Origin of the sequence: Pseudomonas sp. Sample_9, from assembly GCF_004307535.1 — a bacterium.
Lineage (GTDB): Bacteria > Pseudomonadota > Gammaproteobacteria > Pseudomonadales > Pseudomonadaceae > Aquipseudomonas > Aquipseudomonas mercuritolerans.
Genome location: NZ_RAZO01000226.1, coordinates 1 through 13,660, shown reverse-complemented (window position 1 = coordinate 13,660; position 13,660 = coordinate 1). Strand labels below are relative to the sequence as shown.

General features: G+C 59.9%; 13 protein-coding genes and 1 pseudogene. 6 read left to right on the top strand and 8 right to left on the bottom strand.

The window, feature by feature from the left end; genetic code table 11:
• Window positions 1-378 precede the first annotated feature (378 nt).
• Window positions 379-804 (bottom strand): transposase, encoded by a 426-nt coding sequence (locus D6877_RS12960; protein WP_347233412.1) that lies wholly within the window; start codon window positions 802-804, stop codon window positions 379-381.
• Window positions 805-1,031: 227 nt separating this feature from the next.
• On the opposite strand from D6877_RS12960, the gene ligD reads away from it, so the two are divergent.
• Window positions 1,032-3,653, top strand: a complete 2,622-nt coding sequence (gene ligD / locus D6877_RS12955) for a DNA ligase D (RefSeq protein WP_130911039.1) — start codon at window positions 1,032-1,034, stop codon at window positions 3,651-3,653.
• Here the strand turns inward: ligD and D6877_RS12950 are convergent, their stop codons facing one another.
• Window positions 3,654-4,055 (bottom strand): hypothetical protein, encoded by a 402-nt coding sequence (locus D6877_RS12950; protein WP_178083677.1) that lies wholly within the window; start codon window positions 4,053-4,055, stop codon window positions 3,654-3,656. It abuts the gene before it with no gap.
• An 80-nt stretch (window positions 4,056-4,135) separates the two neighbouring features.
• On the bottom strand, window positions 4,136-4,450 hold the full coding sequence (locus D6877_RS12945; protein WP_039762352.1) for a DUF2388 domain-containing protein: 315 nt from the start codon (window positions 4,448-4,450) through the stop codon (window positions 4,136-4,138).
• 161 nt (window positions 4,451-4,611) lie between these two features.
• Here D6877_RS12945 and D6877_RS12940 point away from each other — a divergent pair, with 161 nt between their 5' ends.
• The gene (locus D6877_RS12940; RefSeq protein ID WP_130911037.1) at window positions 4,612-5,265 is read left to right on the top strand and encodes a DUF2238 domain-containing protein; all 654 of its coding nucleotides are present in this window, start codon (window positions 4,612-4,614) and stop codon (window positions 5,263-5,265) included.
• A gap of 4 nt (window positions 5,266-5,269) precedes the next feature.
• On the opposite strand, the gene sodC is transcribed toward D6877_RS12940, so the two are convergent.
• Window positions 5,270-5,791 carry a superoxide dismutase family protein gene (gene sodC / locus D6877_RS12935; protein WP_130911036.1) on the bottom strand — a complete coding sequence of 174 codons (522 nt, stop codon included), beginning with the start codon at window positions 5,789-5,791 and terminating at the stop codon, window positions 5,270-5,272.
• A gap of 243 nt (window positions 5,792-6,034) precedes the next feature.
• On the opposite strand from sodC, the pseudogene D6877_RS12930 reads away from it, so the two are divergent.
• Window positions 6,035-7,647: pseudogene (locus tag D6877_RS12930) on the top strand (methyl-accepting chemotaxis protein).
• A 159-nt stretch (window positions 7,648-7,806) separates the two neighbouring features.
• On the opposite strand, the gene D6877_RS12925 reads toward D6877_RS12930, so the two are convergent.
• On the bottom strand, window positions 7,807-8,238 hold the full coding sequence (locus D6877_RS12925) for a nuclear transport factor 2 family protein (RefSeq protein ID WP_130911035.1): 432 nt from the start codon (window positions 8,236-8,238) through the stop codon (window positions 7,807-7,809).
• Window positions 8,239-8,766: 528 nt separating this feature from the next.
• Here D6877_RS12925 and mqo point away from each other — a divergent pair.
• Window positions 8,767-10,413, top strand: coding sequence for a malate dehydrogenase (quinone) (gene mqo, locus D6877_RS12920; RefSeq protein WP_130911034.1), 1,647 nt, complete (start codon window positions 8,767-8,769; stop codon window positions 10,411-10,413).
• 202 nt (window positions 10,414-10,615) lie between these two features.
• Here the strand turns inward: mqo and D6877_RS12915 are convergent, their stop codons facing one another.
• Window positions 10,616-11,044 carry a nuclear transport factor 2 family protein gene (locus tag D6877_RS12915; RefSeq protein WP_130911033.1) on the bottom strand — a complete coding sequence of 143 codons (429 nt, stop codon included), beginning with the start codon at window positions 11,042-11,044 and terminating at the stop codon, window positions 10,616-10,618.
• 177 nt (window positions 11,045-11,221) lie between these two features.
• Here D6877_RS12915 and D6877_RS29380 point away from each other — a divergent pair, with 177 nt between their 5' ends.
• Together D6877_RS29380 and D6877_RS12905 are read left to right on the top strand one after the other, a co-directional pair.
• Window positions 11,222-11,389, top strand: coding sequence for a hypothetical protein (locus tag D6877_RS29380; protein ID WP_178083676.1), 168 nt, complete (start codon window positions 11,222-11,224; stop codon window positions 11,387-11,389).
• 141 nt (window positions 11,390-11,530) lie between these two features.
• Window positions 11,531-12,289: an OBAP family protein gene (locus D6877_RS12905; RefSeq protein ID WP_241662894.1), complete on the top strand. Its 759-nt coding sequence runs from the start codon at window positions 11,531-11,533 to the stop codon at window positions 12,287-12,289.
• A 1-nt stretch (window position 12,290) separates the two neighbouring features.
• Here D6877_RS12905 and D6877_RS12900 read toward each other — a convergent pair whose 3' ends face one another.
• A complete protein-coding gene (locus D6877_RS12900; protein WP_130911032.1) occupies window positions 12,291-13,157 on the bottom strand; it encodes a CAP domain-containing protein in 867 nt (288 codons plus the stop codon).
• 252 nt (window positions 13,158-13,409) lie between these two features.
• On the bottom strand, window positions 13,410-13,660 hold a 251-nt coding region (locus tag D6877_RS12895; RefSeq protein ID WP_241662891.1), incomplete at its 5' end, for an alpha/beta hydrolase.

Here is a 13,660-nt window from a genome sequence, read left to right as displayed (position 1 = left end):
ACTGTAGGAGCTGCCGAAGGCTGCGATCTTTTGATCTTCAGAGCCAGAAAGGAAAATCCTCAGGGCGCAACCAGAACAGCTCGCATGGTGTTCCTGCCTGCACAGAGTGCGGCGTTTCGAAAATAAAAAGATCGCAGCCTTCGGCAGCTCCTACATTTGGAATACGGTGCACTGTAGGAGCTGCCGAAGGCTGCGATCTTTTGATCTTCAGAGCCAGAAAGGAAAATCCTCAGGGCTAAACCAGAACAGCTCGCATGGTGTTCCTGCCTGCACAGAGTGCGGCGTTTTTGAAATTAAAAGATCGCAGCCTTCGGCAGCTCCTACCTTTGAAATACGGTGCAACTGTAGGAGCTGCCGAAGGCTGCGATCTTATGATCTTCAGAGCCAAATGGCATCCCACAAAGGGTAGTCCCCAAGGCGCGCCACCAGACCGGCTCTTACAGGATTCTTGACTACATAAAGCGCAGCGGCTCTAAGATCCTCATCCCGCCTCAACGCGCGGTCGTAATAACCTCGCTGCCATAATTGTCCCTGGCGACCATGTCTTCGATTGTAAGCCTGGCAACTTCGGGACTTAACGCGACACATAAGATCCGCAAGCGAGCCGTGATCAAGCTCCACTAGCCAATGCAGATGGTCTGGCATTACGACCCAAGCCAGAGAGGTGGCTAACCCGGCTTCACTGCAACGTCTCAGCTCGTTGACCACCAGCCTCCCGTCGTGCCAATTGGTAAAAACACGTTCACGTCGGTTAACCACAACGGTCAGTAAATAAATTCTTCCGGTTTCAGAGTGTCGGCCCATTCTCAGACGACAGGCTTTTGCAGCAGCAGGCATTCCATTGCCTCCCTTTCAAGAACTTGAAAAAACCTTAGCGTCTGCACTCTGTTTAGCCAGCCCAGCCAATTACTGGATGTGTCGTTACAAGCCCCGGCCGCTCCATCCGTCCGGGGCTTTTTTACCTCGATTGAATTTTTCCCCCGCCGTGTCGCTCTTCTGCATAACAGAACCCGTCTGCCATCGGTGCGCTCATGAACAGGAACCTCGACGATTACAACCGCATGCGTGATTTTTCCGCGACGTCGGAACCGGCCGCAGTCAAGCGCTCGGGCCGTAGGTCGGCCAAGGATCATGCCTTGCAGTTCTGCATCCAGAAGCACGACGCTTCGCACCTGCATTACGACTTTCGCCTCGAACTTGACGGTGCCCTCAAGAGTTGGGCTGTGCCGAAGGGGCCGTCGCTGGATCCTTCGGTCAAGCGCTTGGCGATCCATGTCGAGGATCATCCGCTCGATTACGCGACGTTTGAAGGCAGCATTCCCGAGGGGCATTACGGCGCCGGTGATGTGATCGTCTGGGATCGCGGCGTGTGGATTCCGCTGGAGGATCCGCACAAGGCCTACGCCAAGGGCCGGCTGAAGTTCGAGTTGCAGGGCGAGAAGCTCGGCGGCGTATGGAATCTGGTGCGCACGCACATGCCGGGCAAGAAGGAGCAATGGTTCCTGATCAAGCATCAGGACAACGCCGCGCGCCCGCAGGATGATTTCGACGTGCTGGTCGCCGAGCCCGACAGCGTGCTCAGCGAGCGCACGATTGTCGGCAAATCGGCGACTGCCGCCGATAAAGCCAAACCGATAAAAAAGGCCCCGGCCAAGCCGCGCAAGCAGGCGTCCGGGCAGCTTACCGGCGCGCGCAAGGCCAAGCTGCCGGCGCTGATCAAGCCGGAACTGGCGACGCTGGTCGACAGCGCACCCGAAGGGCAGTGGAGCTACGAGATCAAGTTCGACGGCTACCGGATCATGGCGCGGATCGATCACGATGAGGTTCAGCTGTTCACCCGCAATGGCCATGACTGGACGCACAAACTGCCGCAGCAGGCCAAGGCGCTGGCGGCATTGGGTCTGGAATCAGCGTGGCTCGACGGTGAAATGGTTGTGGCCAATGAGCAAGGCGTGCCGGATTTTCAGGCGTTGCAGAATGCCTTCGATGCCGGGCGCAGCGGCAATATCGTTTATTACCTGTTCGACGTTCCGTATCTCAACGGCGTTGACCTGCGCGACGTACCGGTCGAAGAGCGTCGCGCCGCGCTGAGCACCATCCTCGGTGCGCAGAAAGAATCCTCAACGCTGCGTTTCTCCGAAGCCTTCGAAGAAACCCCGGACGCGCTGCTCAACAGCGCCTGCCAGATGCAGATGGAAGGCCTGATCGGCAAGCGTCTCGGCTCGCCTTATGTGTCGCGGCGCAGCGGTGACTGGATCAAGCTCAAGTGCAAGCATCGCCAGGAGTTCGTCATTGTCGGCTACACCGATCCGAAAGGCGCGCGCAGTGCTTTCGGCGCGTTGCTGCTGGGCCTGCACGACCGTGACAGCGGCGAGTTGCGTTATGCCGGCAAGGTCGGCACCGGGTTCAACGAAACCACGTTGAAAAGCATCCTCACCCAACTCAAGCCGTTGCAGACCAAAGCTGCCGCAGTGGTCAATCCGCCCAGCGGTTTCGAGGCCAAGGGCGTGCACTGGCTCAAACCCAAACTGCTGGCCGAAGTGGCATTCGCCGAGATGACCAAGGATGGCTCGGTGCGTCACGCCGTGTTCCATGGTTTGCGCGATGACAAACCGGCCAAGGACATTACAGAGGAGCGAGCGAAGCCTGTGAAAGCTGCCAAGTCCGACAAGTCTGAAAAGACCGAAAAAACCAAAACCGCCGCCAAGCAACCGGCGAAGAAAACCGCCGCCAGCAAAGCCGAAACCGCACCGTCGCAATCAGGACTGGCCGGCGGCAAGGTGCGCATCACCCACCCGGATCGAGTGATCGACGCCGTCAGCGGCACGACCAAAATGCAACTGGCGCAGTATTACGCCAGTGTCGCCGAATACATCCTGCCGCAACTCAAGGATCGCCCCGTCGCACTGGTGCGTGCTCCCGATGGCATCGCCGGCGAATTGTTCTTCCAGAAGAACGCCGATCGCTTGGCCATTCCCGGCATCACCGCACTGGACAAGGACATCACTGGCCAGCCAGTGATGATGATCAATAACCCCGAAGCGCTGGTCGGCGCGGTGCAGATGAGCACGGTGGAGCTGCACACCTGGAACGCGACGAAGGTGGATCTGGACAAGCCCGATCGCTTCGTCCTCGATCTCGACCCGGATCCGGCGCTGCCATGGAAAAGCATGGTTGAAGCCACCGCGCTGACCCTGACCGTGCTCGATGAGTTGGGTCTGAAAGCCTTCCTGAAAACCAGCGGCGGCAAAGGCATTCACTTGGTGGTGCCATTGACCCGCAAGCACGGCTGGGATGAAGTGAAGGACTTCAGCCACGCCATCGTCAGCCACATGGCCAAGTTGCTGCCGGATCGTATTTCAGCGGTATCCGGGCCGAAAAACCGCGTCGGTCGGATCTTCATCGATTACCTGCGCAACGGCCTCGGCGCCACCACCATTTGCGCTTACGCCGCACGGGCACGGGAAGGTATGCCGGTGTCGGTGCCGCTCTACCGGGAGGAAGTCGCTGAAATCAAGGGCGGTAATCACTGGAACATCTACAACGTTCACGAGCGTCTGACCGAAGTCGGCGATGAGCCTTGGGCGGACATGAAGAAGACCCGTCAGACTATCAGCGCCGAGATGCGCAAACGCGTCGGCATGAAAAAGTGATCAGGTGTCGCGCAGCAAGTCGTGGGCGTTGAGCAGTTCGAAGGCGATTTGCGGGTGGTTTTCCAGGCCCTTGCGAATCGCCGCCGGGATCGCTGCGCGTGTCTTGCGACACAGGCCCGGCAGCTCGTCGATCTGAATGGCAATGCCGCGCATGGTGCGCACTTCGTTGAATCCGGGGGCGACGTCGACGCGGATGCCCAACTGCTCGTACATGCGCTGTTGCAGGCGTTTGAGGTCGTCGAGGTCTTTGAGTTGTTCCAGGCGCGCCAGGAGAATTTTTTCCTCGGCACGAGTCAGGCGCAGGATGCGCAAATCCGCGCCAGGCGTTTCCAGCAACGGATCGCGCCCGCAGATGCAGGCGCCGGGTGGGCAGGGTGAGCGCAAGGGCAGGGTCGTCGTCATGGCCTCCATCATAGAGGCCGTTGGACGGATTTGCCTATGCGCACTCAGCGGCCGTCCATCGGCCGCTGCTTCCCTCGTGACTACTGATGCACGCCTTCGTATTGCACCAGAATGGCGTTGGCCAGGTCTTCATCGCTGGCGTTCAAGCCAGGGTTGGCCTGGCGCACCTGTTGCAGTACCGACTCAAGATAAACCCCACGGATGGCCCCGCCGCTGGCGACAAAGGCAGACACGTCGTCACGGGCCGGAATCACCATTTTGTCGTCCTTGAAGGTCGAGTACAGCGACGCGGAAACACCTGCGGAGGTGGCGACGTCGCCCGCGTCAACGCGGGCCAGCGCCGAACCGACCGGCAGGCAAAGCATTAAAGAAGAAATCAGGACTAACTTGCGCATGACGTGTTCCTCCACAGGCGCTAAGCAAAAAGGGAAGGGACTACATAACGTCAGAGGTGAACGGCGCGCCGGAGTTCCGTTAGCGCTGAAAACGAAGCGGCGAGGAACCGGGCAAAAAGGCAGAGTGTCTACCGCATGCCTGCATTGCCGAGAAGCGAACCATGCTCGTCAGAGTCAGCGACAACATTGCCCAACCGGCAGATACGCGAATCGAAGCGCTTTTGCTCGCTGGATTTGTCTGCCTGACCATCGCGCTCGGCCTGTTCCCGCGCAGCCGCGTCGACTGGCTATTGGAAAATGTCTTGGCGTTGGCGCTGGTGTTAGCCCTGCTGCTGGCGCATCGGCGTTTTCGCCTGTCGACGCTGTCGCTGGGGATGCTCTTCGCCTTCCTGTGCATTCATGAAGTCGGCGCGCATTACACCTATTCGCGGGTGCCGTACGATCAGTGGGGCACACTGCTGACCGGCGTCAGCGTAAACAAGGTGCTGGGTCTGGAACGCAATCACTATGACCGGCTGGTGCACCTGAGCTATGGATTGCTGCTGGTCTGGCCGATTCGCGAAGTGCTGCTGCGCCTGACGCCGTTGCGCGGCGCGTGGCTGGCGCTGTTGACCCTGAATGTAGTGCTGGCGACGTCGGCGTTGTACGAATTGATCGAATGGGTGGGCGGCGCTTACCTGGGCGACGACACTGGCAAGGCGTTCGTCGGTGCGCAGAATGATCCATGGGATTCGCAGAAGGACATGGCCCTGGCGCTGTTCGGCGCCGGGCTGTCCTTGCTGGTGTTGACGCGCTGGCGTCGAGCGCCGCGCTGAAGGATCAGATCACGCCGCAGGCCATGCGATCACCGCCACCGCCCAGTGGCTTGGGCATGTCGGAATGGTTATCGCCGCCGGCGTGAATCATCAGGGCGTGGCCCTTGATCTCGGAAATCTTCTTCAGGCGCGGCGCCAGCACCGGGTAGTTGGCGACACCATCAGCCGTCACATACACCGCCGGCAGATCGCCCAGATGTCCATCGGCGTAAGGGCCAAGGTGCTTGCCGGTTTTCGCCGGATCGAAGTGTCCGCCAGCGGCCAGTGCCGCGCCCTTGACGCCATCCTTGGTGCCCGCTTCGCAGCTGCCGTTTTCATGGACATGGAAACCGTGAATGCCGGCCGGCAACGATTTCAGGTCGGGGGTGAAAAGCAGGCCATAAGGCGTCTCACTGACAGTCACCGAACCGATCGCCTGCGGCGCACCGTCGGCGCTGACCAGGTTGATCACGACTTTCTCCGTTGCCGCCTGCGCGGTGCCGATTGCCAACGTGCCGAGCAGACCAAACCACAGTGCGCGTTTCATAAGCGTTTCCTTCAGCTGCATGAATGTTCGAAGCGCTGGATTGATAGCCGGCCAGGGTTAACCGGCGATGAAGGCATTATCCAGCGGCGCTGCAATGTGTGACCGGGTTCGCGTTTGAAAAGTTTTGCCGGATTCAAGTCGCCGCTGACATCAGCCGATACGCTCTGTGTCGGCAGTTCCCTGCACATAGGCTTAACTGAAATCCGACAAGCGCAATCCAGCGTGCCCACGGGAGATTCCACGGTGTCGATCAAACTGCGTTTGGTGTTGCTGATTGCGACCAGCCTGCTGACGGCGCTGATCGTGAGTCTGGTCAGTTACGTCGGCAACCTGCGGATGGCCACGGCGGTCGGCGATAACACGGTGAGCATGAGCGCGCTGCGCAATCACATGGAAGCCGACATGATGCACGACGCCCTGCGCGCCGATGTCTATTCGGCGATGCTGGTCGGCCTGGGCAAAAGCACCGCCACCGCGACCGAGGTGCGCGATTCGCTCACCGAGCATGCCGGGCATTTTCGTGAAGTGCTGGATGACAACCTGAAATTGCCGATCAACCCGCAGCTGCGCACGGCGCTGGAGCAGATCAAGCCGAGCCTCGACACCTATATCAAGTCCGCCGAACAGATTGTCGGCGTGGCGCTGGACAAGCCGGATGCCGCCGAGCAGCAGCTTGGTACTTTCAATAGCGCCTTTACTCAGCTCGAAGAGCAGATGGGCGCGCTCAGCGAACTGATCGAAAACAACACCCTGCACACCAGCGAAGGCACCGAAGCGGCCATCCGTCACGCTAATCTTGCGCTGGCAGTGGTGCTGGTCGTCAGTCTGTTGCTGCTGCTGATTCAGGGGCGCTGGGTCATCCTGAGTATCATGGGGCCGCTCAAATCCGCCAGCCGCATCGCCGAAAGCATTGCCCATGGCAATCTCAGCGAACCGATTGTCGAGCCCGCCGGCAAGGACGAAGCCAGCGTGTTGATCCGTACATTGGCGACCATGCAGCGTGATCTGCGCAACATGATCGACGTGGTGCGGCGCAACGCTCACGGCGTCAGTGGCATGAGCGAGCAGCTCAGCCAAGGCTGCCATCAGGTCGCCGACAGCAGCCAGCAGCAAAGCGTTGCCGCTGGGACCATGGCGGCCGCCGCCAGTCAGATGACCGCGAGCATCGAAGAGATCACCCGCCACGCCGAACGTGCCCTGAGCATGGCCAATCAGGCCGAAAACCTGGCCAAGGAGGGGGGCGGGGTGATCCACCAAGTGGTCAGCGACATGGACGACATCGCCCGCTCGGCACAGCAGTCGGCGCAGGTCATCCGCACGCTGGATCAGGAATCCGAGGCAATCTTCAACATCATTCAGGTGATCAAGAGCATCGCCGACCAGACCAACCTGCTGGCGCTCAACGCCGCGATCGAGGCGGCGCGGGCAGGTGAGCAGGGCCGTGGCTTTGCCGTGGTCGCCGATGAAGTGCGCAGTCTGGCCGCACGCACCAGCGCCTCGACCCAGGAAATCGCAGCGATGGTCGCGCGCATCCAGAGCAGGCGCGCGAGGCGGTCACCAGCATGGAGGCCGGCGTGGCGCAGGTCGACAAAGGCATGGCGGTGACGGCGGAAGTCGAGCGGGCGATTCGCGAGATCCTCGACGCCACGCTGAACACCACGCAACTGGTCAACGACATCACCCGCACGATTGGCGAACAGAGTATGGCCAGTAACGAAATCGCCCATCAGGTGGAGATGATTGCGGGAATGAGCGAGGGCAATAGCCGGGTGATCGGGCAGACGGCGACGACTACCGATGAATTATCGAATCTGGCGGGGCAGTTGGCGCAGTCGGTGGATCGGTTTCGGTTGTGATGTTGGGGTAGGCTTGCGGGTTTTCTATTGCCTGAGCCAGCGCTTTCGCGAGCGGGCTCGCTCCCACAAGGTTCGCCAGTGTCGAGTCCTTTGTGGGAGCGAGCCTGCTCGCGAATAGGCCAGCTCTGACAGGATTGAATCAGGCCAATGGTCCCTTAATCAAAACCTGAACGCCTGCCGCCCAACCAACAACCATTTCCCACCCTGTTTCTGCCAGATCTGGAAATTCTCGATCTCGGTCGGAATCACCTCGGTCCCCTTCAACGCCTGTGCGGAGAAGTGGTGGCGCACTAATGCGGTATCGCCGGACATCGTGATGGTCTGCTTTTGCATCTCCAGGGTCTTGAATGCGCTGCGGCCGGTTTCGATGTCGGCGATGAATTCCTGCTTGTCCTGAATCTTGCCGCTGGAGTGGCCGTAGGTCAGGTTCGGCGCGGTCAGAGCGTTCAGTTCGGCGATGTCTTTGTGCAGCATCGCTTGGGTCAGGTGATCGACTGCTTGGGCAACTTCTCTTTCCGCCGGGGCAGGGGCGGCGATGGCGCAGGCGCTGAAGGCGCAGAACAGGCCGATGAGGAGGCGGGACTTGGTCATGGTGTTTCCTTGTTGTTATTGGGTTTGGATGACTGGTTTATTTCGTCAGTCATCGTACAACGTAGCAGGTAATTTTCTGCATGAACAACGAGCGGTTGGCACTGATTTATCAAGTTGCGAAGCACATCGCGCAAAAAAGTTTGCAGGCCGATGCCTGATCGCCATCATGTTTGGTGCCCGATGGCCGATAAGTCCCTGAGCGGAAAAAGACTTTCAAGTCGGGAACAGACGCGCGGGTTCGCCCTGACGTGATATTCTCCGCGCCAATTTGCTTTGACCTAATTCGGTTGGCCTGCCTTTTCAGCGGGCCGACGGGATCCCTGTCGCTCAAGCAGCTGAAGCCAATAACGATAAGAAGTCAGTTCAGAAGGGACATTAACTGAGGTCGATGCCACATGTCGGCCTTGTGTGCCCACCCGTCAATATTGAAGTGTGCCCGATTGCGCGATGCCAGCCTGAGCGTCAACCAAGCGCAACGCAGACTGATAACAACGACGGGCGGAAGGCGTTTTATCATAGGTGCAACAGATGTTTAAGAAAGTGAACACAGCCTTGCTCGGTCTGGCTTTGGCGATGGGGATGTCGTCTGCCAATGCTGCCGAAGCGAAGAAAGTTGACGTCCTGCTGATCGGCGGCGGCATCATGAGCACCACCCTGGGTGTGTGGATCAATGAGCTGGAACCGACCTGGTCGATGGAAATGGTCGAGCGCCTTGATGGCGTCGCCCTGGAAAGCTCCAACGGCTGGAACAACGCCGGTACCGGTCACTCGGCTCTTGCCGAGCTGAACTACACCCCGGAAGACGACAAGGGCAACGTAACGATCCCGAAAGCTGTCGAGATCAACGAAGCGTTCCAGGTTTCCCGTCAATTCTGGGCCTGGCAGGTTCAGCAGGGCGTGCTGAAGAACCCTCGCTCGTTCATCAACACCACACCGCACATGAGCTTCGTGTGGGGCGATGACAACATCAAGTTCCTGAAAAAGCGCTACGAAGCCCTGCAGGCGAGCCCGCTGTTCGCCGGCATGCAGTACTCCGAAGACCCGGCTGTGATCAAGAAGTGGGTACCGCTGATGATGGAAGGGCGTGACCCGAACCAGAAAATCGCGGCCACCTGGAGCCCGCTGGGTACGGACATGAACTTCGGCGAAATCACCCGCCAGTTCGCCGCTCACCTGCAAACCAAACCCAACTTCGATCTGAAACTGTCGAGCGAAGTCGAAGACATCACCAAGAACGCCGATGGCACCTGGCGTGTCAGCTACAAAAATCTGAAAGACGGCAGCAAGACCGAGACCGACGCCAAGTTCGTGTTCATCGGCGCCGGCGGCGGTGCCCTGCACCTGCTGCAGAAGTCGGGCATTCCTGAAGCCAAGGAATACGCAGGCTTCCCGGTTGGCGGTTCGTTCCTGGTGACCGAGAACCCGACGATTGCCGAGCAGCACCTGGCCAAGGCCTACGGCAAGGCTTCGGTTGGCGCGCCACCGATGTCGGTTCCGCACCTGGACACCCGTGTTCTGGATGGCAAGCGCGTCATTCTGTTTGGCCCGTTCGCGACCTTCAGCACCAAGTTCCTCAAGGAAGGTTCGTACTTCGACCTGCTGACCAGCACCACCACCCACAACATCTGGCCAATGACCAAGGTCGGCATCAAGGAATACCCGCTGGTCGAGTACCTTGCCGGTCAGTTGATGCTGTCGGATGAAGACCGTCTGAACGCGCTGAAGGAATACTTCCCGAACGCCAAAGCCGAAGACTGGCGCCTGTGGCAAGCCGGCCAGCGTGTGCAAATCATCAAGCGTGATGAAGCCGCTGGCGGCGTGCTGAAACTGGGCACCGAGATCGTTGCTTCGCAAGACGGCTCGATCGCCGGCCTGCTGGGCGCATCGCCGGGCGCGTCGACCGCTGCGCCGATCATGCTGAGCGTGCTGCAGAAAGTCTTCAAAGACAAAGTCGCAACCCCAGAGTGGCAGACCAAGCTGCACCAGATCGTGCCAAGCTATGGCACCCAGCTGAACAGCGATCCGGCCAAAGTGGCTGCCGAGTGGGCTTACACCGCCAAGATCCTCGAACTGCCGACACCTCCGGTGATCGGTCAGGTAGCTGCTCCGGCGGCACCTGCGGCTGAAAAAGCCGTAGCGCCGAAGGAAAACGCTGCACGTGACATGGCTCTGTAAGCAGAACCCTGACACACAAAACCCACTGAACCGGCGACGGTCAGTGGGTTTTTTTGTACGCCGAACCTGTAGGAGCTGACGAGTGCAACGAGGCTGCGATCTTTTGACTTTGACTTTGACGTTTGAAGATCAAGATCAGGATCAAAAGATCGCAGCCTCGTTGCACTCGTCAGCTCCTACGCTCCTACGTTCCGGCGAAGATTCAGGCTTTTGCGGACGCGAGATAGGCACCGAGGCGCCGACCCATTTCTTCGCCCAGTGCCTGCAACCCGCTCAGCGGCCGTACCATCACTTCGAACTCGACAATCTTGCCGTGCTCATCGAAGCGAATCATGTCGATGCCTTTGAGTTCCTTGCTGCCGACCCTGGCGCTGAATTCGAGAATCACATTCAGGCCATCCGCCGTCGCCAACTCGCGGTGATAGGCGAAATCTTCGAAGACTTCAAACACGGTGTTGAGGATCATCGCCACCACCGGCGCGCCGGGGTAGGGCGTGTGGGCCATGGGCGAGCGGAACACAGCTTGCGGATCGAGCAGATCAGGCAGGGCTTTGAGATTGCCGCTGCGGATCATCTCGTGCCAGCGCTCGAGGGACGCGGCGACGTTGGGCTGCAAGGCGAGGTCGGGCATGGTCACTCCGGTTTTTCTTGTTGTCGGTCGGCAATGACTGTAGATCAACCGCGCCGAAAGTGGATCCTCAAGTCTGAGCCTGAATACCGCTTCATGCCCGAAGCGGATCAGATGCGCATCTGATTCGTATTTTTCTGTTTCATCTGCCTCTGTATTCAGTACAGCCACAGGCTCAGAATGCCCCGACAGTGCGGCCAGTCACCCTCCGACCTCATCCCGCAGCGTCCGGTGCACCGCACACCCAGCATCAAGGAGCGCAACATGTACAAGATGGCGATTTTTCTCGGCGGTTTCCTGACCTTGACCATTCTGATCGGCGTGCTGGCGACGATCTCTCCAGTCTGATCCGCACGCAGCTTTTTCGAACTCTGCCGATCTCCTGCTTTCAGTTGCAGAACAGGGCCAGCACGCGCCCGTCACTGAAAGTTCGAGGAGTGAAACATGCGTACGACAACCTCACAGGGACGTTGGGTTCCTATCGGTTTGATGGTCGCCGCGTTGACCGGTTGCGCCATGAGCAACACCGATTCGCCGGTGCAGACGCCCGGCCAGGCCAAGGCGTCCGACACGGAAATGCTCGAAGTCGGCGCGCAGTGGTTGCAGGACAAGCCGCCAATTCGCGCGTTGAACATGTACCTCGATGGTTTCCATTTTTACAACGGTCATCCCGGCGCGCAGATGGAAGCGCACCACTACTGCTCGGCGCTCAACGAAGAAGTGTTCCAGTGCGTGATCTACGACGGCAACACCGCTGAAGCCAAGCTGATGGGCGTCGAATACATCATCAGCCAGCGCCTGTTCACGCAATTGCCGGCAAAAGAGAAAGCCTTGTGGCACAGCCACGCTCACGAAGTCAGTTCTGGCCAGTTGGTCGCGCCGGGCATCCCGCAAGTGGCAGAAACGCGCTTGATGGAAAAACTCGCCAATACCTACGGCAAGACCTGGCACACCTGGCACACCGATCAGGACAAGCAACTGCCGCTGGGCGTGCCGCAGCTGATGATGGGCTTTACCGCTGACGGTCAGGCCGATGCGCAAATGGTCCGCCAGCGCGATCAGCGTCTGGGCATTGATAGCGCCGAAAAGAAAAAGGCCCGCGCCGGGATCAAACCGGCGCCTGTCGCAACGGGGGCTGACGCGTGGCAGAAGGGTAATGTCATCCAGCTCAACGACCCGACCGGCCATCAACACGTCATGCCGCGCCCGGCCACGCCAAGCGATGAGAATGCCCGGAGCCAGCCGTGATTTACGGCGCGCCGAACAGCATCGTCCAGTAAACACCCTCGTCGCTGCGCGCTTCGCTGGCGAAGCCGGCGCCGACCTGAGTGAACATCGGGTTCATCAGGTTGGCGCAATGGCCCGGGCTGGCCAGCCAGCCCGCCATGGCTTTGCCCGGTGAGCTTTGCCCGGCAGCGATGTTTTCCCCGACCTGACGGCCGCGATAACCGGCAGCACGGGCGCGGTCGGCTGGCATGTCACCGTCAGGATCGCGGTGGGCGAAATAATTGCCGTAAGCCATGGCTTTACTGTGGCCCTGAGCCGCTGCGCCGAGGGCGGCGTTCCAGCTCAATGGCCGCGCGGCGGCAAAGCGCTGGCGGCCGCACATGCGCGGCCGGGCGCGGGCAGCGTTGACCTCGGCGAGCAATGCCTTGCCGACGCTGCGGTTGTCACCGACGCGGCTGTCGAGCACCGGTTGCGCCAGCACCACCTGCCATTGATTGCGCGAATGGCTGACGCCGATGTCGGCGTAGTTCGCATCCAGCAAGGCGCCGCAATAATCGCTCTGCAACTGATCGAAGGCCTCGTCGGCGTCTTCGGCTCCGATAATGCGGATGCTGCGAACCGTGATTGCTGAATAGCCGGAAGACTTCAACGCCTCGCGCATGCCGCCGCCGTAGCGATAGCCGATCGGCAAGGCCAGATTCGATTTCAAAGCCAAAGGCGCCAGACGCTGCGCAGGGCGGCGATCGCAGCGTTGCGGATGGGCGCGGTAATCATTGATGGCGGCCACCAGCTCGCGCTCCGCACTGGCGTGGGCGGATTCAGTGAACAAAGGAAACAGGCTCAGCAGGCACAGCGAAACGAAGCGAGACGAACGAACGGCGTGGCGCATGGGACGGACAGCTCTGAAAGGGGGACAGCGCTTGAGTGGGTGAGCCGTGTGTGGCGGCGCGAATGAGACTGAAGTTTTGGGACTTGGTTCAGTGGCGGCAAATGCAATTGGATTGCTGTTGTTCGAACCGCTGCCTTCGCGAGCAGGCTCGCTCCCACATTGGACTTGCGGCGTACCCGGAACACCCGTGGGAGCGAGCCTGCTCGCGAAGGGGCCAGCCCGGCCAGCGCCTCTATCGCTGGGGAGCAACCACTAGCGATTCAACACATCCCCCATCCACCGCAAATACGCCCCCCGCTCGGAAATCGAGTTATGCCCCGAGTCCGGCACCACTTTCAGCGTCGCCACACCCGCAGGAAAACTCTCGAACAGCCGCTGTGTACTGCTGCGCCCTATCACTTCGTCATCACTGGCCGCCAACAGCAACGTCGGCGTGCGGATATGCGCCGCGTACTTGCCCGATTCAAAACGATCCTTGAGCAACCAGTTCACCGGCACCCACG

Excerpts from the sequence above, each read along its gene's own strand:
- D6877_RS12960 (WP_347233412.1), bottom strand. The coding sequence starts at position 804 with ATGGGCCGACACTCTGAAACCGGAAGAATTTATTTACTGACCGTTGTG.
- ligD (WP_130911039.1), top strand. The coding sequence starts at position 1,032 with ATGAACAGGAACCTCGACGATTACAACCGCATGCGTGATTTTTCCGCG.
- D6877_RS12950 (WP_178083677.1), bottom strand. The coding sequence starts at position 4,055 with ATGACGACGACCCTGCCCTTGCGCTCACCCTGCCCACCCGGCGCCTGC.
- D6877_RS12945 (WP_039762352.1), bottom strand. The coding sequence starts at position 4,450 with ATGCGCAAGTTAGTCCTGATTTCTTCTTTAATGCTTTGCCTGCCGGTC.
- D6877_RS12940 (WP_130911037.1), top strand. The coding sequence starts at position 4,612 with ATGCTCGTCAGAGTCAGCGACAACATTGCCCAACCGGCAGATACGCGA.
- sodC (WP_130911036.1), bottom strand. The coding sequence starts at position 5,791 with ATGAAACGCGCACTGTGGTTTGGTCTGCTCGGCACGTTGGCAATCGGC.
- D6877_RS12925 (WP_130911035.1), bottom strand. The coding sequence starts at position 8,238 with ATGACCAAGTCCCGCCTCCTCATCGGCCTGTTCTGCGCCTTCAGCGCC.
- mqo (WP_130911034.1), top strand. The coding sequence starts at position 8,767 with ATGTTTAAGAAAGTGAACACAGCCTTGCTCGGTCTGGCTTTGGCGATG.
- D6877_RS12915 (WP_130911033.1), bottom strand. The coding sequence starts at position 11,044 with ATGCCCGACCTCGCCTTGCAGCCCAACGTCGCCGCGTCCCTCGAGCGC.
- D6877_RS29380 (WP_178083676.1), top strand. The coding sequence starts at position 11,222 with ATGCCCCGACAGTGCGGCCAGTCACCCTCCGACCTCATCCCGCAGCGT.
- D6877_RS12905 (WP_241662894.1), top strand. The coding sequence starts at position 11,531 with ATGGTCGCCGCGTTGACCGGTTGCGCCATGAGCAACACCGATTCGCCG.
- D6877_RS12900 (WP_130911032.1), bottom strand. The coding sequence starts at position 13,157 with ATGCGCCACGCCGTTCGTTCGTCTCGCTTCGTTTCGCTGTGCCTGCTG.